This window comes from Pantoea sp. MBLJ3 (genome assembly GCF_000816655.1).
Taxonomy (GTDB): domain Bacteria; phylum Pseudomonadota; class Gammaproteobacteria; order Enterobacterales; family Enterobacteriaceae; genus Pantoea; species Pantoea eucalypti.
This window is the reverse complement of record NZ_JSUT01000011.1, coordinates 40,665-58,674: the sequence shown is the minus strand read 5'-3', so window position 1 is coordinate 58,674 and position 18,010 is coordinate 40,665. Positions and strand designations below refer to the sequence as shown.

Sequence of the window (18,010 nt, the reverse complement as noted above, 5' to 3'; positions counted from 1 at the left end):
GCTACGGGTTGGCAAAAATCGTTAACAGCATCAATACTTCTCTTTGTGAGCAAGGCCGCTGCAATTTTATGTGATTAGTCACGGAAATGACTATGCCGTTCCATACTGCCTTACGCGTTTAGCGGCTGCTTACATCTCACAATGGATCATGAATGAGGGTAAACATAATGAAGGTTTTTAAATGGGTTGTGGCTTCAATGATGATGGGCGCGATTTCATTTTCTGCGATGGCAGCGAAGGAAGTCACCAAAGAAGAAGTTAAGACAATGAACCTGCAGAAAATTGGCACCGTTAACACCACAGCGGAAACCACCTCGCCAATGGATGCTAAAAAAGTACTGTCTAAGCTCGCTGACGAAAAAGGCGGGAAATACTACCTGGTGATCGCCGGTCGCGAACACGGTAAATTCAGTGCAACGGCTGAAGTCTACAAGTAATTAACGCAGCCACATGAACTGCCAGGCATCCAGCTTAACCGGCTGGGTGCCATCAATCTTCTCTCCGCTCACCACATCCTGCAACGTATGCGCCACCGGCAATCGCGTTTCCACTGACCGGCCACTCAGATTAAACACGCATAGCAATCCGCCGCCGCTTTCTGGCTGATGACGGCTGAGCACCAGCACGGCGTTTTCGCTGTCGTAGATTGTCATCGGATTATCGGGATGGAATGCGGGCTGACGACGACGCAGCTGGATCAACTGGCTGAGTCGGGTATAAATCTGCTGACGCAGCCAGTCACCACCCGCCAGGGCCGCTTCAATCTGCTGTAAATCATACTTCTGACGGTTAATCGCCCGGTTATGTCCGGCGGCCCGCACGCCATCATAATGGTTACGACCGCCCAGAATGCTCTGGACATAGATGGCCGGCACGCCAGGAAAGACCAGCAGAATCGCATGGGCCAGCAGGAAGCGTTTCAGCCGCGTGGCATCATCATCCGCTTCACGGTTCAGCGCATCCAGAAACGTGACATTAATTTCATAGGGGCTGGTGCTACCGTCAGGGTTATTTTTATAGGAGACCAGCGCGCCCTCCAGCGCCAGGTCGCGCACCAGCGACACAATCTCCACTTCAGACAGGATGCCGCGCGCCGGATTCAGCCCGATACCATCGTGTGACGCCAGGAAGTTGAAGAAAGTGGTGTCATTACTACTGAGATCCAGTGAGCTGGCCCACTGCCGCAACGCGCGCGCCGAGCCGGTGTGAATGGCATGCAGCACCAGTGGCGGCAGCGAAAACTGATAAACCATCTGCGCTTCATCGTGCCCGTTGCCCAGGTAGCTGATGTTGTCCTGATGCGGCACGTTAGTCTCGGTAATAATCACCGTACCTGGCGCGACATGGTTGGCAATCGCGCGGAACAGCTTCACCAGTTGATGGGTCTTTTCCAGATGAATACAGCGCGTGCCTGGCGTTTTCCACATATAGCCGACCGCATCAAGGCGCACATAGTCGGCGCCACGGACCAGGTAGTCGAGCAACACGTTGACCATGCGCAACAATACCTCAGGATTGGCAAAGTTAAGATCAATCTGGTCGGCACTGAAGGTGGTCCAGATGAAGCGGGTATCACCATCCGCCATCTTAAACGGTGTCAGCAGCGGCGAGGTGCGTGGGCGCGTCACGGCGCTGAGATCCGTGGCAGGTGGCATGCTGATAAAGAAATCGTCCCAGCCGGGATCCTGCGCCAGAAAGTGGCTGAACCAGGCGCTTTTTGCCGACATATGATTGCAGACGAAGTCGAACATCAGGCGGGTTTCCTGATGCAAACGCGAAATATCCTGCCAGTCGCCACACACCAGATCGACCTCGTGGTAATTAATCACCGAAAATCCGTCGTCGGACGACCAGGGGAAAAAAGGTAGCAGGTGAACCAACGGAAAGGTGGATTGCAGGTGCTGCTGATAGAAACGGGAAAAGGTATTGAGCGTGGGTTTATCGGTTTCACGAAACTGGTCGGCGTAGGTGATGAGCACCACATCCTGCTCATCCCAGTGGGCCTTGCGCGGCAGCTTAATCGCCTTGCGGGCTGTGGCAATGTCAGCCTTCAGGCGCGCTAAGGTCGCCTCCGGGAATGTGCCAGCATAAATCTTATCAATCAGATCGGTGATCGTTTCCATTGTGAATTGGGTGCCACAGCAGGTGTTGTTTTTATGACAGGCTTCTTTTTAGCGTAGCGCGATGATGGGGATTTTCAACCGGGGGAAAGCGTGTGAAGAGGGGGCCTGATGCGGCCCCCTGAAAAGCTTAGCGTTTTTTACCGAATGCCGCAGCCAGTGCATCACCCATTGCACTGTTGCCTGCGGATGCGCTGGCTGGACGCGGACGGCCTTTACCTGCAGCCGGACGTTTCTCTTCGCGCGGCGCGGCATTCTTCGCGCCACCCCGTGCATTGCCTTCGCCTGGCTGCTCATCAAGACGCATGGTGAGGGCGATACGTTTACGCTGGAGATCGACTTCCATCACTTTCACTTTGACGATATCGCCGGCTTTCACCACCTGATGGGGATCTTCCACGAAGCGATCAGAAAGCGACGAGATATGCACCAGGCCATCCTGATGCACGCCGATATCCACAAACGCACCGAAGTTAGTGACGTTGGTGACGGCACCTTCAAGGATCATGCCCGGCGTCAGATCGTTCAGTGTTTCAACGCCTTCCGCAAACTGCGCAGTCTTAAACTCAGGACGCGGATCGCGACCCGGTTTCTCCAGCTCTTTCATGATGTCGGTAACGGTCGGCAGACCAAAACGCTCATCAATAAAATCGCGCGGGCTGAGGTTACGCAGGCTGCCAGCATTACCCATCAGATCGCTGAGGGCCTGCTCGGTGGCGGCCAGAATACGTTCGACGACCGGATACGCTTCCGGGTGAACCGTTGAGGCATCCAGCGGGTTATCACCGTGGTTGATGCGCAGGAAGCCCGCACACTGTTCAAAGGCTTTTGGCCCAAGACGACTCACTTTCAGCAACTGCTGGCGGTTCTGGAAGCGGCCATTCTCGTCACGCCAGCCGACAATGTTCTGCGCCATCATGCGCGTCAGGCCCGCGACGCGGGTCAGCAGCGGCACCGAGGCGGTGTTGAGGTCAACGCCGACGGCGTTCACGCAATCCTCTACCACGGCGTCGAGTTTCTTCGCCAGCTGGCTCTGACTGACGTCATGCTGGTACTGACCGACACCGATGGATTTCGGGTCGATTTTCACCAGCTCAGCCAGCGGATCCTGCAGACGTCGTGCGATAGACACCGCGCCACGTAGTGAAACATCGAGATCCGGGAACTCCAGCGCCGCCAGTTCAGAGGCCGAGTAAACGGAGGCGCCGGCTTCACTGACAATGACTTTCTGCGCCGTCACCTGCGGGAACTGCTGCTGCAAATCCAGGAAGAAGCGCTCGGTTTCACGTGAGGCGGTTCCGTTGCCAATCGCCACCAGCTCAACCTGATGCTTAATGCAGAGCGCGGCGACGGCAGCGGCGGCTTTGGCGGTCTGGCCGGTGTGCGGATAGACGGTATCGGTCGCCACGACTTTACCGGTGGCATCGACCACCGCGACTTTAACGCCGGTGCGCAGGCCGGGATCCAGTCCCATAGTGGCGCGCATGCCCGCCGGCGCCGCCATCAGCAAATCGTGCAGGTTGCGGGCAAAGACGTTAATGGCTTCATCTTCTGCGCGTTCGCGCACTGTACCCATCAACTCCGTTTCCAGATGCAGCATCACCTTGATGCGCCACGTCCAGCTCACCACCGCTTTACGCCAGCTGTCGGCTGGCGCGTTGTTCAGGCGCAGATTCAGGTGTTCAGCGATCAGCGTTTCGCCGTGGCTTTCACGTGGTGCTTCATCAAACTGCGGATCGGCATTCAGCGACAGTTGCAGTACACCTTCGTTACGGCCACGCAGCATCGCCAGCGCACGGTGTGACGGCACGCTGCTCAGCGCTTCGTGGTGGTCAAAGTAGTCACGGAACTTCGCGCCCGCTTCCTCTTTGCCTTCCACCACGCGTGACACCAGATGGGCATTTTTCCACAGATAGTTACGCACTTTGGCCAGCAGCGCCGCATCCTCGGCGAAACGCTCCATCAGAATATAGCGGGCACCGTCCAGCGCGGCACGGACGTCAGCAACGCCTTTGTCCGCATCGACATACTGCTCAGCAAGCTGCTCAGGGATGTGAGAGGGCTCCTGCCAGAGCGTGTCCGCCAGCGGTTCCAGACCGGCTTCAATAGCGATCTGTCCACGCGTCCGGCGTTTCTGTTTGTAGGGCAGGTAGAGGTCTTCAAGCTCGGTTTTGCTGAGGGTGGTGTTGATGGCGCGGGCGAGGTCGTCAGTGAGTTTTCCCTGATCGTCAATCGACTTCAGAATCGACTGGCGTCGATCTTCAAGTTCGCGCAGATAGCTGAGACGGGTTTCCAGCTGACGCAGTTGGGTGTCATCCAGCCCGCCGGTTACCTCTTTACGATAGCGTGCGATAAACGGCACGGTATTCCCTTCATCTAACAGGCGAACGGCGGCGTCAACCTGCTCTGGTCGCGCCTGTAGCTCACTGGCAATTATCTGGCTCAGAACTTTCATCATCAGGACTGTCTTGCTTTCCGGGTTGAGAAATAGCGGACAGTTATACGGATTGATGGTTAAAATTGCCAGAGAAGCGGGCGGCTTTCAGCGATAATCTGAATCGTTATTGCGGGTAGTCAATGGCGTTGACATACCACAGCGCCGGACCCACTGGGGTCTCAACAGTGGCGGCATCACCGACCTCTTTTTTCAGCAGTGCCCGCGCCATAGGTGAGTCGATGGAAATGTAATCTTTGCGGCCAAAAATCTCGTCGTAGCCCACAATGCGGAAGCGTTTGAGGTCGCCCTCATCGTTTTCAATTTCCACCCAGGCACCAAAGAATACTTTGCCATCCTGCTGGGGTGAGTAATCAACGATTCGCAGCTGCTCAAGGCTTTTGGTCAGATAGCGTACGCGGCGATCAATTTCACGCAGCCGTTTTTTGTTGTACTGGTAGTCGGCATTTTCACTGCGATCGCCAAGGCTGGCAGCCCAGGTGACTTTCTTTGTCACTTCCGGTCGCTCTTCACGCCATAAATAGTCGAGTTCCGCTTTCAGTTTGTCGAAGCCTTCGCGGGTAATGAGTCGGGTTTTCATGCTATACCGGCCAGAGAGATCTAAAGAGCGACAGTGTAAGGCAAAGAGGGCGCGGCAAAAAAGAGTCGGGGAAAGGGTTTTTAAAGGTTAAAAACCCACGTTGATTTCCCCGGCGGCGAAAGGGTTGGTGCTGTGATTGAAATAGAGCCAGTCATCTGAAGCCGGCGAAAAAGCGTGCGTAAACTTATTTTCCGGCGTGGGTCGCCGTGGTGGTCGATGTGCCGGTGCTGTGACCGTCACCGCCGCCGCCGCCCATGGTGGCCAGTGCTACGCCCAGCAGGGCTGCGACTGCGCCAACACCGATGGCGTTAGAGTTACCTTGTGCTGTTGTTGTTGCTGCTGCGCCGGCCGCTTCACCGGTTGCAGTGGCTGCATAACCTGGGCTGACGCTGCCTAATGCCAGCGCGCTCAGCAGTAAAATTGTTTTTTTCATTGTATGTAATCCCCGTTGAGACATCGAATGTTGCCTGAGCAGTCTGGTTTAAAACGGGGAAGGCGAAAAGTTGGCTTTACTGATTGATTTAAAGGACTTTAATTACAACTGGCCTTGCTGATGGCACGACTGAAACTAATCCGAGAGGAGCGTCGGGCATTATGCGGGGTTGCTGGAATATTATGCTCCCTGACAGCGGTTGAGGTAGATTATCTGGAGCATATTCACAGTGATGGCTGATCATTAAGTCAAATTATCTGCTAACTCACTGAATTAATACATTGATTAAAAGCTGGCACGCTTCCAACGCCAGCGATTCAAAGAAACAAGGCCGTTTTTTCAGATTTGCCGTATCGGCTGTCGGGCGGGGTTAAAAGCGCTAAAACTGACCCTGAAACGCCTTAAATCAAATATAAGCCCCTGTTTAATATGCTTTGTAACAATTTTGGCTAGAATATAAACCAATAATGACTGTCACTATAAGGCATCTTTTTTTAACAATGTTGGTTCAGGCAATAGCGCCTTTGGGAGTTGAAAATGCAAGAGAACTACAAAATTCTGGTCGTCGATGACGATATGCGTCTGCGTGCACTGCTTGAACGCTATCTCACCGAGCAGGGCTTTCAGGTGCGCAGTGTCGCTAATGCCGAGCAGATGGATCGCCTGTTAACCCGTGAATCCTTCCATCTGATGGTGCTCGACCTGATGTTGCCAGGTGAAGATGGCCTCTCTATCTGCCGTCGTCTGCGCAGCCAGAGCAACCCGATGCCGATCATTATGGTGACGGCTAAGGGTGAAGAAGTGGATCGTATCGTGGGGCTGGAGATCGGCGCTGACGACTATATTCCCAAACCGTTTAACCCGCGTGAGCTGCTGGCGCGTATCCGGGCGGTACTGCGTCGTCAGGCCAATGAACTGCCAGGCGCACCTTCGCAGGAAGAGGCGATTATTGCCTTTGGCAAATTCAAACTGAACCTCGGCACTCGCGAGATGTTCCGTGAAGATGAGCCGATGCCGCTGACCAGCGGTGAGTTTGCCGTGCTGAAAGCACTGGTAAGCCACCCGCGTGAGCCGCTGTCTCGCGACAAGCTGATGAACCTGGCGCGTGGCCGTGAATACAGCGCCATGGAACGTTCGATTGACGTTCAGATCTCCCGCCTGCGCCGTATGGTGGAAGAGGATCCTGCGCATCCGCGTTATATTCAGACCGTCTGGGGTCTGGGCTACGTCTTTGTGCCGGACGGCAGTAAAGCATGAAGCGACTGCGCTTCTCGCCACGGAGTTCGTTTGCCCGCACCCTGCTGCTGATCGTTACCCTGCTGTTCGTCAGCCTGGTAACGACCTATCTGGTGGTGCTGAACTTCGCCATTCTTCCCAGTCTGCAACAGTTCAATAAGGTGCTCGCTTACGAAGTTCGTATGCTGATGACCGACCGGTTGCAGCTGGAGGATGGCACGCAGCTGGAAGTGCCACCGGCGTTTCGCCGGGAAATCTATCGCGAACTGGGGATCTCGCTCTACACCAATGCAGCAGCAGAGGAGAGCGGATTGCGCTGGGCGCAGCATTATGAATTCCTGAGCGAGCAGATGGGACAGCAGCTTGGCGGTCCGACCGATGTCCGGGTTGAGGTTAACAAAAACTCGCCGGTGGTCTGGCTGAAAACCTGGCTGTCGCCCGACATCTGGGTGCGGGTGCCGCTGACTGAGATTCATCAGGGCGACTTCTCCCCGCTGTTCCGCTATACCCTGGCGATAATGCTGCTGGCGATAGGCGGTGCCTGGCTGTTTATCCGTATCCAGAACCGACCCCTGGTGGATCTGGAGCACGCCGCCCTGCAGGTCGGGCGCGGGATTATTCCGCCGCCGCTGCGCGAGTATGGCGCGTCAGAAGTACGATCGGTGACCCGTGCCTTTAACCAGATGGCAGCGGGGGTGAAGCAGCTGGCGGATGACCGCACGCTGTTAATGGCGGGCGTCAGCCATGATTTGCGAACGCCGCTGACCCGCATTCGTCTCGCCACCGAGATGATGAGCGAGCAGGATGGCTATCTTGCCGAATCGATTAATAAAGATATCGAAGAGTGCAACGCCATCATTGAGCAGTTCATCGACTATCTGCGCACTGGTCAGGAGATGCAGACCGAGCGCGCGGACCTGAACAGCGTGCTGGGCGAAGTGGTGGCGGCTGAAAGTGGCTATGAACGTGAAATCGAAAATGCAGTGATGCCAGAAGAGCTTATGCTGGATATCAACCCGCTGTCGATTAAACGGGCGCTGGCTAACCTGGTGGTTAATGCCGCGCGATATGGCAATGGCTGGATCAAGGTCAGCAGCGGACGGGAACTGCATCGAGCGTGGTTTCAGGTAGAAGATGATGGCCCTGGCATCAAGCCGGATCAGCTGGCGCATCTGTTCCAGCCGTTTGTGCGGGGCGACAGTGCCCGCAGCACCAGCGGTACCGGTCTCGGTCTGGCGATTGTACAGCGTATTATCGATGCTCATCAGGGCTCGCTGGAGATTGGCGAGAGCGAGCGCGGAGGTTTGCGTATTCGTGCCTGGTTGCCGTTAGTGGAAAGCATGGCGCTGAGCCACAACAACGGCAGCAACAGCGTGTCGGGATAAAAAAACGGCGCGGCACTGTTATTGCCGCGCCGGTTCTTTTAGCGTTGCGGGCCCGCTTTCACCAGCGCAGCACCTGCGGCGTTATCGGTGTACTTGTCGAAGTTATCAATAAAGCGCTGTGCCAGACCCTCGGCAGCAGCGGTCCACTTCTCTTCACTCTCCCAGCTACGACGCGGATCCAGCGTGTCACTATCCAGCTCGCCCAGCGCAACCGGCATCTGCAGATTAAAGATCGGCAGCGTTTCCGTTGGCGCATCATCCAGCTCACCCGCCAGGATCGCATTGATGATGGCGCGGGTATTCTTCAGTGAGATGCGTTTGCCGCTGCCGTTCCAGCCAGTGTTCACCAGGTAAGCTTGCGCACCGGACGCTTCCATTCGCTTCACCAGCACTTCAGCGTACTGCGTCGGATGCAGCGTCAGAAATGCCGCGCCGAAACAGGCGGAGAAGGTTGGGGTGGGTGCCGTCACGCCACGCTCGGTACCGGCCAGTTTGGCCGTAAATCCTGACAGGAAATGATACTGTGTCTGCTCCGGCGTCAGACGTGAAACCGGTGGCAACACGCCAAACGCATCGGCGGTCAGGAAAATCACTTTCTTCGCGTGGCCCGCTTTTGAGACCGGCTGCACGATATTGTCGATGTGATTGATCGGATAGGAGACGCGGGTGTTTTCCGTTTTGCTGCCATCTGCGTAATCGATGCTGCCATCTTCGCGTACCACCACATTTTCCAGCAGCGCGTTGCGGCGAATGGCGCGGTAGATCTCCGGCTCAGCCTGCTCAGAGAGGTTGATGGTTTTGGCGTAGCAACCGCCTTCAAAGTTAAACACGCCATCATCGTCCCAGCCGTGTTCATCATCGCCAATCAACTGGCGATCAGGATCGGTGGAGAGGGTGGTTTTGCCGGTACCCGAAAGGCCAAAGAAGACCGCCACATCACCTGCTTTACCCACGTTAGCAGAGCAGTGCATGGAGGCGATGCCTTTCAGCGGCAGCAGGTAGTTCATGATGGCGAACAGACCTTTCTTCATCTCGCCGCCGTACCAGGTTCCGCCAATCAGCTGCATACGCTCAGTCAGATTGAAAGCGACAAAGTTCTCTGAGTTAAGCCCCTGCGCCTGCCAGTCAGGATTGGTGCATTTAGCTCCGTTCATCACCACAAAGTCAGGTTTGAAGTCGGCCAGCTCAGCATCGTCAGGCTGGATGAACATATTCTTCACGAAGTGCGCCTGCCAGGCGACCTCGGTGACGAAACGTACGCTCAGACGTGAATCGGCATTGGCCCCGCAGAATGCATCCACAACAAACAGACGCTTGCCGGAAAGCTGGCGGGTGACGCAGCTTTTCAGTGCGTTCCAGGTCTCCTGCGACAGAGGCTGATTGTCGTTTTTGCCGGTGCCCTGGTCGTTCCACCACAGGGTATCGCGCGTGGTGTCATCACGCACAATGTACTTATCCTTAGGCGATCGCCCGGTGAAAATCCCGGTGTCTACTGCAATCGCGCCGCTCTGCGTCAGGGTGCCACGAGCAAAACCTTCGAGGTCCGGGCGCGTCTCTTCCTGAAATAGTGTGTCGTAATCAGGGTTGTAAACCACTTCCGTGGTATCCACGATGCCCAAAGCGGCAAGGTCTTGCGAGGTCAGGCCGTTAACGCGCATTTTACTGCTCCTTAAATCGGTGTCTGTTCTGCAAAGCAGAGATAGGTTGGGATCGTGCCAACCGGCTGTTGCATCAGGTGCGGCGAATCACTGACAGTCCACTGCGCTTCGTCACGACAGCCTGCAAAGAGAACCGGACTTTTCAGGGCATCTGCCTCTGGCTTCCGGGCGTTTGCACGATCGCGCGCAGTTTACTCTTCTGCGTTACGGGAAAAAGGGCAGTGATCTAAAAATGCGACTCAGGGCGCGTTAAGGCTATGTTTCGAACGTTTAAAAGATGTTATGAAAGTAAAAAAAGATAATTTGTCTGGAAAATTATGGGGATAGGAAAGGGGGAGAGGAGAAGGGGCGGCAGACGCCGCCCGAACAATCAAATCAGTGCAGACGGTCATCATTCTCAAGGGAGTGGCTGCGAATACCGGCGATATCGACAGCATCAAACACGTAGTTTGAACCGCAATAGTCACAGTGCATGTCGATTTTGCCATCTTCCGCGATGATCTCGTCCACTTCTTCCTGTGGCAGCGTAGTCAGCACTTCGCCACAACGTTCACGCGAGCAGGTGCATTTGTAGATCACCGGCTGCGGATCGTAGAGGGTGACCTCTTCCTGATGATAGAGACGCCAGAGCGCTTCATTCGCCGGCAGATCGATCAGCTCTTCTGTTTTAATGGTTTCGGTCAGCGTCGCCAGATGTTCAAAGACCTCTTTCTCTGTGTCCTGCGCGGGCAGCACCTGCAGCAGAATACCGGCGGCGCCTTTGTCGCTGGTGCGGATAAACAGACGCGTTGGCAGCTGCTCTGAGCGCATGAAGTAATCTTCCAGGCACGCAGCCAGGGTTTCACCTTCCAGCCCGACCACACCCTGGTAACGTTCACCCTTTTCAGGCGAAATCGTGATCACCAGATAACCGTTGCCGACCATGCTTTTCAGGGTGCTGTCGTCCGGGATATCGCCTTTGATGCGCGCAACGCCACGCAGCTCCTGATTGTTGTTGCCGTTGATCACGGCCAGCGACAGCGGACCGTCACCCTGCAGCTGTACGGTGATTTCGCCATCAAACTTCAGCGTGGCGGTCAGTAAGCTGGTCGCTACCAGCATCTCACCCAGCAGCGTTTTAACCGGTGCCGGATAGTCGTGATTTTTCACGGTTTCACGCCAGGTGTCAGAGACGTTCACCAGCTCGCCGCGCACGGCGGCATTTTCAAACAGATAACGGTGCAGTTGATCCTGGACTGACATATTTTTTCTCTCACTGGAACGGGGCGACGGTGCGTCAGCGAAGACGGCGTTATTCATCGCCCGATAATTTAAACTTCATCAAATCGCGACGCTCTTTTTTGTCAGGTCGCCGATCGGGATGGGGCATAGTCAGCGCATTCAGTTTGCGCGCCTGCGCCATTTTTTCGCGTTTTTCAATACTGGCATCGGTTTCGCGATAGAGCTGCTGGGCCTCACTGGCGGGACGGCGCTGGGCGCTGATGTCCGCCACGATCACGGTGCGTTCATCGTTGCCCTGACGCAGTGTCAGTTCCGCATTCAGTTCCACCACTTTGCCGGGTTTGCTGCGCTGGCCGTTGTAATGGACTTTGCCGCCTTCAATCATCTCCCGCGCAATCGCCCGGGTTTTGTAGAAGCGCGCGGCCCACAGCCACTTGTCGAGGCGGACCTCTTCGCTGCTTTTCTCTTTCATTGCTGCTCCTGACTCAGATCAGCGTCCGGTAATCGCCAGTGGCCCGGTGACGCTGAAAGATTTGCTCAGGACGACCCGAATCAGGGTTCTTCACGCCTAAGCACCAGCCGATGCCCCATAACGTTGCAGCATCCAGAATCACTTCGTTGTCATCGATAAACAGCGTGCGCGCCGCAGAAAAGCCGGTGTGCTGTTGTACCGCCTGCCATAAACGTTGGTCTTCTTTCGGATACCCAAAGGTATGGGTGGAAAGTAATAAATCAAGGTGCGGCGCTAAACCTGTCTGCGCCAGTTTGACGTCCAGATTGTAAGGATGCGCGTTGGTCAGCAGGATGGTGGACTTGCCCGCGCGACGCAGCGCCTGCAAAAAAGGCAGCGTATCGTCACGCAGGGCAATTAGGCTGCGCATCGCCAGCGTCATGGCACGGATATCCAGCTTCAGCGCGTCTGCCCAGTAATCCAGACAATACCAGTTTAGCGTATGGGCGACGGCCTGATATTTTTCCGCAATGATCGCGTCGGCTTCCGCCCGGCTGATGCCGCGTTGCTGGCTGAGCTGTTCAGGCACATGCTCCAGCCAGAAGTGACGATCAAACGCCAAATCCAGCAGTGTGCCATCCATGTCGAGCAGCACGGTATCAATCTCAGACCAGTTGAGCATCCAGGTTCACCCTGTGAAAAAACCGGGCGACAGGGTAGCACAGAAGGGCAGGACTCAGAATATCGAGCGCACACCCTGCAAAGTGCCAAGGTTATGGTTGAAACACTTTTCATAATACTGCTGGATATCGATCATGCGCTGGCGATTACGGTGCATGCGGCGAAGCGCCAGTAAGCCGTTAATTATCCCACAGGTCAGCAGCATCAGAAGCAGCAATACGGTGCCGAGATAGCGCCACTGCGCCATGGCATCCGGTTCATTGTGCAGGACAATGTGACGCGTGCCGTTGGCATCCGTTGAAATGCTGGTGATGATGCCGCTGGCGCTGAAAGGTGTATGCAGCAGTACGGTGGAGAGTCGTTGCAGCTCACGCCACTGAGAAGGCGGATCGAGATCAAACAGCGATACGGTGGGCTGCGGCTGATTCACTAACTGGCGACCTTCGTCGCTGACGATCAGGAATCCCCCTGGCGGCGGGCTGTTAAGATTTTCTGCCGCCCGACGGGTTTCGCGGAAAAAGAAGGTGGATGTAGCGGTATTAACCAGGTTTTCCAGCGCTTCCGCACTCACCGGGCGCAGCAGCACATTCATGCCGTTTAACTGACCGGAATCTGCCCGACGCATCAAAGCTTCCCAGTCTTTGGCATTGCCAAGGTTTACCAGGGCGTTTTTCAGCCGCATACAATCCTGCGGCTGATTGCAGAGATCCTGCGTTTTCATCACCAGATCTGAGAAGTCATCCAGCAGAATCATTCCGGACTTTTGAATCGCGGAAGCCAGCTGTGGGTTCAGTTTAGGGTCAGTATTGGTTTCGGGATGCAGCTGCTTTGTGGTGGTCTCCAGCAGCGCCGCCGCTTTATCAATAATGTCCGATTGCGGCTGCGGCAGTGGCGTCGCGTTATTCCAGTAGATCGCCGAACAGTCGAACGGCATGTAGGCGTAGCTGCGGTTGCTCTGATAGTTGTCCGGCACTGAACACATACCGGTGCCACTCACTTTGAGGTTATCGCCAATGTTCAGTGCCACGTTGCTGAGCTTATCAACGCTGCTGACCTCCAGGCTGTCGGTGCCTCTTGCCCAGGCCAGACTCAGTTTAATCGGCATCGTGAGCGGGATCCAGGTGACCAGCATAGTCAGCACCAACAGTGAACCACACGCCAGCACCACGTTTTTCCGCCAGCGCTGGATAGGGAAGTTTTTGACCTCATCCTGTAGCGACAGGAAGCGACCCTGACGCACCACCTGACGATTAAGGTAGATCTCGACATCCGTTACCTGACCGAGATCGTGTGCGACGTAAGGCTGCCAATGTGGCGGATAGGCAAGGTCAATAATGCCCAGCGTGATATTGCTCTGCTCCTGGTTCGATTCACTGAACAGACCCCAGCGTTTTGGTGCGCCGCGCAGGCAGTGTATATCACGCAGCCCGCGCTCGCCGGGAATGCGATAAAGCAGCCAGAGGCTGGCGCCAATCATTAATGTCCCCGTCAACACCAGCCAGATCATCAGCGTGGCAGGCACTAACAGGCTGAAGAAGAACAGTAAGAAGGCCAGAGAGATCGTCACCGCTTCACGCGTGCCGTCTGGCCGCGACAGACGATACTCTTCTGGCGTCTCTTTACGCACCTGCAGCAGCTCAACATTTTCTGTTTCTGCTTTGCGGATTGAGGCGTTGGTGGACACCGGACGCATGAGCACAGGCAGCGATTGCTGATCCACAGCGTAATCAACCAGCGAGTGGCCGTTCAGCGAGATCACCAGCGGAATAGATTGGGTGCGGATTAACTCCACATAGTTTTCGTCGGTAATGTACTGTTCCCACAGCGGCGGCAGATGAACTTCAACCTCATCCAGGTAATAGCGCCATTTATGGGGATCGTCTGTAGAGAGGCCGTAACGGGTAATTGCGCGGGTAACCGGATAGACATTGTTGCTCTGCGCTGTCAGCGTCAGCCGTTCAGACGCGCTTCGCTTATGGGTAGTGACAGGCGTACTGAGTTGTTTTTCCAGCGCGGCGACATACTTATCGACAGCCTCACGTTCCTGCGGAGAGAGCTTACGGCAGGGCGGACTGATGAATGGCAGTGGTTTCGCCAACGGCGGACGATGCCGCATAGCGTACCAAAACCCCATGCCTGCCAGGATTGAACAGGTCAGCACTATGGCCAGGATCATCAAGATTGTGCTCATGCTCTGCTCAATTCAGCCAAAATGCTGCCTTCACTTTAAACTTTCGCTCCCGGTTATGCTCACTATAAAAGAGACATTCCGAAAGATTATATAACCCTGAGGAGTCAGACACCCGATGAAATAGTGCCAGCGTATATCTGATTGGCATTTGTTAAACCCTGCCTTGTCCGAATGGTAACCGGCACAGACTGGATTAAATATCGGTATTATCTGAAACTTATCGCAGCGTATTGACTAATGCAAATTTAGTCTTAACTGATAACTAAAGCCTGTTATTCAACCGATTGAATCTGTGCAACGATAACGTCACTGTCTGACTGTCGCACAATTGCCTGCGGTTAGGTATGCTTATTCGCTACTGATAGCCGGCGCAGAATAATTTGAGGCTGATATGAAAATTCCAAAAAAACCTGACATCCTCAATATCACCGCCGTGGCACGTTCACGGTTATTCACTATTGAGTCGGTTGATCTGGCTTTCAGCAATGGTGCACATCGCGTCTATGAGCGGATGAAGCCTTCAGAGCGCGAAGCGGTGATGATTGTGCCGATTATTGATGATCATCTGATCCTGATTCAGGAGTACGCCGTCGGACTGGAAACCTACGAACTCGGCTTCCCGAAAGGGCTGATCGATGCAGGCGAAACCGTGAATGAAGCGGCGGTGCGCGAACTGAAAGAAGAAGTCGGCTTTGGTGCAGATCAGCTGACCACGCTGGGCAAGCTCACCATGGCACCTTCTTACTTTTCCAGCAAAATGAATATTGTGATCGCGGAAGGTCTCTATGCTGAAAAGCTGGAGGGTGATGAGCCGGAGCCGCTGATTATCCACCGCTGGCCGCTCAGCGATATGCTGTCGCTGCTGGACGAACCCGATTTCCGCGAGGCGCGTAATGTCAGTGCACTGTTTATGGCGCGCGAATGGCTGGTGAAACAGGGACGGCTGCGTTACTGAACAGGATGCTTTAATGAATAAAAAAGCCGACAGATGTCGGCTTTTTTTATCGTGCAATAACAGGGATCACATCAGAACAGTTCGTGACTCTCGCCGTTATCCATAATAGTGGTACCCACATCGTGAACCGAATATTCGGTCGGCTGGGTACCATTGATGAAGTACTCCTGACGCGTGTTACCGCCGCCATTTGCCAGCTTGCCGGTACTGCGATCGATTGTCACCGTGACGACGCCATCCGGCGGTGTCAATGGCTGCACCGGTACACCGTCCAGCGCGCTCTTCATGAACTCATCCCATGCCGGTTGCGCACTCTTCGCGCCACCTTCATAGCCCGATATCTGATCGGGAATCGCGCCGGAAAGCGTACTGCGGCCCAGATTACGGCGCGCATCATCAAAACCGATCCAGACGGAGGTCACTACGCCAGGGCCGTAACCCGAGAACCAGGCATCTTTCGAGCTGTTGGTGGTACCGGTTTTCCCGCCGATATCATTACGTTTAAGGTCACGTCCGGCACGCCAGCCCGTTCCCATCCAGCCCGGTTCGCCAAAGATATTACTGTTCAGCGCGCTCCTGATGAGGAAGCTGAGCGGCGTATTGATCACGTGAGGTGCATATTGCTGATCGCCCTGCTGAGCCTGAGCAGGAACCTGCTCCAGTTCAGGCTGAGGAACTGCCTGATTCTGGTTGTTATTTGAGGCAGCAACGTTCTCAACACTCTCTTCATTCAGCGCCAGCGCTTTTTTGGTCTCACCATAGATCACCGGCAGATTGCACTGCGGACAGGCGATCTTCGGTTTCTCTTCAAAGACGGTGCCGCCCTGTTCGTTCTCAATCTTCGTAATGAAGTAAGGATCAACCAGGAAGCCGCCATTCGCCATCACGGAGTAGCCACGCACCACCTGTAATGGGGTGAATGAGGCCGCACCCAGTGCCAGCGACTCGGTGTGAACAATGTTCTGCGCCGGGAAACCAAAGCGCTGCAGATACTCTGCGGCATAATCCACGCCCATCGCACGCATCGCACGCACCATCACGACGTTTTTCGACTGACCTAATCCCTGACGCAGACGAATCGGACCATCGTAAGTTGGCGGTGAGTTTTTCGGACGCCAGTCTGCACCGGCACCTGCATCCCAGCGTGAAATCGGCACATCGTTCAGGATGGAGGCGAGCGTCAACCCGCGATCCATGGCGGCGGTATAAAGGAAAGGCTTGATGTTAGAGCCGACCTGGCGCAGTGCCTGGGTCGCACGGTTAAACATGCTCTGGTTAAAGGCAAAACCACCTACCAGCGCGCGCACCGCACCATCATTCGGATCCAGTGAGACCAGTGCCGAGTTCACATCCGGCACCTGACCCAGCCACCAGTCGTCACCCACTTTACGCACCCAAATCTGCTGGCCAGCCTGCAGGACCTGCGTCACGCTTTTCGGCGTCGGGCCCTGCACGGTGTCAGACTTATAAGCACGCGCCCAGCGCACACCGGCTAATGACAGCGACACATTGCTGCCATCCTGCATCATAACGGTCGCTTCATCGCTGCGTGCTTCTGTCACGACGGCCGGGTGGAGCGGGCCATAAACCGGCAGCACCTTCAGCGCTTTCTCGATCTTCGTCTGATCCCAGGCCGGTTCACCCACTTTCCACAGCACGCTGGTCGGGCCGCGATAACCATGACGCATATCGTAGGCCATGACGTTATTGCGCACCGAGGTCTGCGCGGCTTCCTGCAGACGACGAGTCACGGTGGTGTAAACCTTGTAACCGTCGGTGTAGGCATTATTGCCGTAGCGTTTCACCATCTCCTGACGCACCATCTCGCTGAGATAAGGGGCAGAGAAAGCGATTTCCGGGCCATGATACTTCGCCACCAGCGGTGTATTACGGGCCTCGTCATATTGCTGCTGCGTGATGTAATGCTGATCCAGCATACGCGCCAGTACCACGTTGCGGCGCGACAGGGCGCGGCTCGGCGAGTAAAGCGGGTTAAAGGTAGACGGCGCTTTCGGCAGACCGGCAATCATCGCCATCTCACTCAGCGACAGCTGGTCAACGGGCTTACCGAAATAGACCTGTGAGGCTGCACCGACGCCATAAGCGCGATAGCCCAGGTAGATCTTATTCAGGTAGAGCTCAAGGATTTCATCTTTATTCAGCAACTGCTCAATGCGGATCGCCAGGAACGCTTCCTTTATTTTACGCATCAGGGTGCGTTCCGGACTCAGGAAGAAGTTACGGGCCAGCTGTTGAGTGATGGTACTTGCACCCTGTGAAGCATGACCGGAGACCAGTGCAATGCTGGCCGCACGGAAAATACCCACCGGATCAACACCATGGTGCTCATAAAAACGGCTGTCCTCGGTCGCAATAAACGCTTTCACCATGACAGGTGGCACTTGCTGCAGAGTCAAAGGGATACGGCGCATTTCGCCATACTGGGCGATCAGGTCGCCATCGGCGCTGTAAACCTGCATAGGGGTTTGCAGACGCACATCTTTCAGCGTGTTCACGTCGGGCAGCTGTGGCTCTATATATTTGTATAAACCATAAATCGAGCCAGCTCCCAACAGGATGCAACACACTGTAAGGATTAATAAATACTTTACGAACTTCACCTGGAATTTCCCATCTGTTGTCG

The 18,010-nt window shown here is 55.2% G+C and carries 14 protein-coding genes; 4 read left to right on the top strand and 10 right to left on the bottom strand.

What is annotated here, in order from left to right:
* The first annotated feature begins 167 nt into the window (after nucleotides 1–167).
* Nucleotides 168–437, top strand: coding sequence for a YdgH/BhsA/McbA-like domain containing protein (locus NP77_RS15985; RefSeq protein ID WP_003853019.1), 270 nt, complete (start codon nucleotides 168–170; stop codon nucleotides 435–437).
* On the opposite strand, the gene NP77_RS15980 is transcribed toward NP77_RS15985, so the two are convergent.
* From NP77_RS15980 to yjbE, 4 genes are all read right to left on the bottom strand, one after another.
* Nucleotides 438–2,123 (bottom strand): alpha-amylase family glycosyl hydrolase, encoded by a 1,686-nt coding sequence (locus NP77_RS15980; protein ID WP_039660826.1) that lies wholly within the window; start codon nucleotides 2,121–2,123, stop codon nucleotides 438–440.
* Between the two features lie 127 nt (nucleotides 2,124–2,250).
* Nucleotides 2,251–4,578 (bottom strand): Tex family protein, encoded by a 2,328-nt coding sequence (locus tag NP77_RS15975; RefSeq protein WP_008926271.1) that lies wholly within the window; start codon nucleotides 4,576–4,578, stop codon nucleotides 2,251–2,253.
* Nucleotides 4,579–4,681: 103 nt separating this feature from the next.
* Nucleotides 4,682–5,155, bottom strand: coding sequence for a transcription elongation factor GreB (gene greB / locus NP77_RS15970; RefSeq protein ID WP_003853016.1), 474 nt, complete (start codon nucleotides 5,153–5,155; stop codon nucleotides 4,682–4,684).
* 184 nt (nucleotides 5,156–5,339) lie between these two features.
* Nucleotides 5,340–5,588 (bottom strand): exopolysaccharide production protein YjbE, encoded by a 249-nt coding sequence (yjbE, locus tag NP77_RS15965; RefSeq protein ID WP_003853015.1) that lies wholly within the window; start codon nucleotides 5,586–5,588, stop codon nucleotides 5,340–5,342.
* A gap of 537 nt (nucleotides 5,589–6,125) precedes the next feature.
* On the opposite strand from yjbE, the gene ompR reads away from it, so the two are divergent.
* Nucleotides 6,126–6,845, top strand: a complete 720-nt coding sequence (ompR, locus tag NP77_RS15960) for a two-component system response regulator OmpR (RefSeq protein WP_003853014.1) — start codon at nucleotides 6,126–6,128, stop codon at nucleotides 6,843–6,845.
* Nucleotides 6,842–8,209: a two-component system sensor histidine kinase EnvZ gene (gene envZ / locus NP77_RS15955; RefSeq protein ID WP_003853013.1), complete on the top strand. Its 1,368-nt coding sequence runs from the start codon at nucleotides 6,842–6,844 to the stop codon at nucleotides 8,207–8,209. Before ompR ends, envZ begins: the two co-directional genes overlap by 4 nt.
* 38 nt (nucleotides 8,210–8,247) lie before the next feature.
* On the opposite strand, the gene pckA is transcribed toward envZ, so the two are convergent.
* The 5 genes from pckA to NP77_RS15930 all read right to left on the bottom strand — a co-directional run bounded on the left by pckA (nucleotide 8,248) and on the right by NP77_RS15930 (nucleotide 14,411).
* Nucleotides 8,248–9,867: a phosphoenolpyruvate carboxykinase (ATP) gene (pckA, locus tag NP77_RS15950; RefSeq protein WP_039660825.1), complete on the bottom strand. Its 1,620-nt coding sequence runs from the start codon at nucleotides 9,865–9,867 to the stop codon at nucleotides 8,248–8,250.
* A 375-nt stretch (nucleotides 9,868–10,242) separates the two neighbouring features.
* On the bottom strand, nucleotides 10,243–11,109 hold the full coding sequence (hslO, locus tag NP77_RS15945) for an Hsp33 family molecular chaperone HslO (protein ID WP_003853011.1): 867 nt from the start codon (nucleotides 11,107–11,109) through the stop codon (nucleotides 10,243–10,245).
* A 49-nt stretch (nucleotides 11,110–11,158) separates the two neighbouring features.
* Nucleotides 11,159–11,560, bottom strand: a complete 402-nt coding sequence (hslR, locus tag NP77_RS15940) for a ribosome-associated heat shock protein Hsp15 (RefSeq protein WP_003853009.1) — start codon at nucleotides 11,558–11,560, stop codon at nucleotides 11,159–11,161.
* Between the two features lie 13 nt (nucleotides 11,561–11,573).
* Entirely contained in the window at nucleotides 11,574–12,221 is a 648-nt protein-coding gene (yrfG, locus tag NP77_RS15935; protein ID WP_003853007.1) for a GMP/IMP nucleotidase, read from the bottom strand.
* 54 nt (nucleotides 12,222–12,275) lie between these two features.
* Nucleotides 12,276–14,411 carry an intracellular growth attenuator family protein gene (locus NP77_RS15930; protein ID WP_033743308.1) on the bottom strand — a complete coding sequence of 712 codons (2,136 nt, stop codon included), beginning with the start codon at nucleotides 14,409–14,411 and terminating at the stop codon, nucleotides 12,276–12,278.
* A 391-nt stretch (nucleotides 14,412–14,802) separates the two neighbouring features.
* On the opposite strand from NP77_RS15930, the gene nudE reads away from it, so the two are divergent.
* The gene (gene nudE / locus NP77_RS15925) at nucleotides 14,803–15,366 is read left to right on the top strand and encodes an ADP compounds hydrolase NudE (protein WP_003853003.1); all 564 of its coding nucleotides are present in this window, start codon (nucleotides 14,803–14,805) and stop codon (nucleotides 15,364–15,366) included.
* Between the two features lie 71 nt (nucleotides 15,367–15,437).
* On the opposite strand, the gene mrcA is transcribed toward nudE, so the two are convergent.
* Nucleotides 15,438–17,987, bottom strand: a complete 2,550-nt coding sequence (gene mrcA / locus NP77_RS15920) for a peptidoglycan glycosyltransferase/peptidoglycan DD-transpeptidase MrcA (RefSeq protein ID WP_008926270.1) — start codon at nucleotides 17,985–17,987, stop codon at nucleotides 15,438–15,440.
* Between the last annotated feature and the right edge of the window lie 23 nt (nucleotides 17,988–18,010).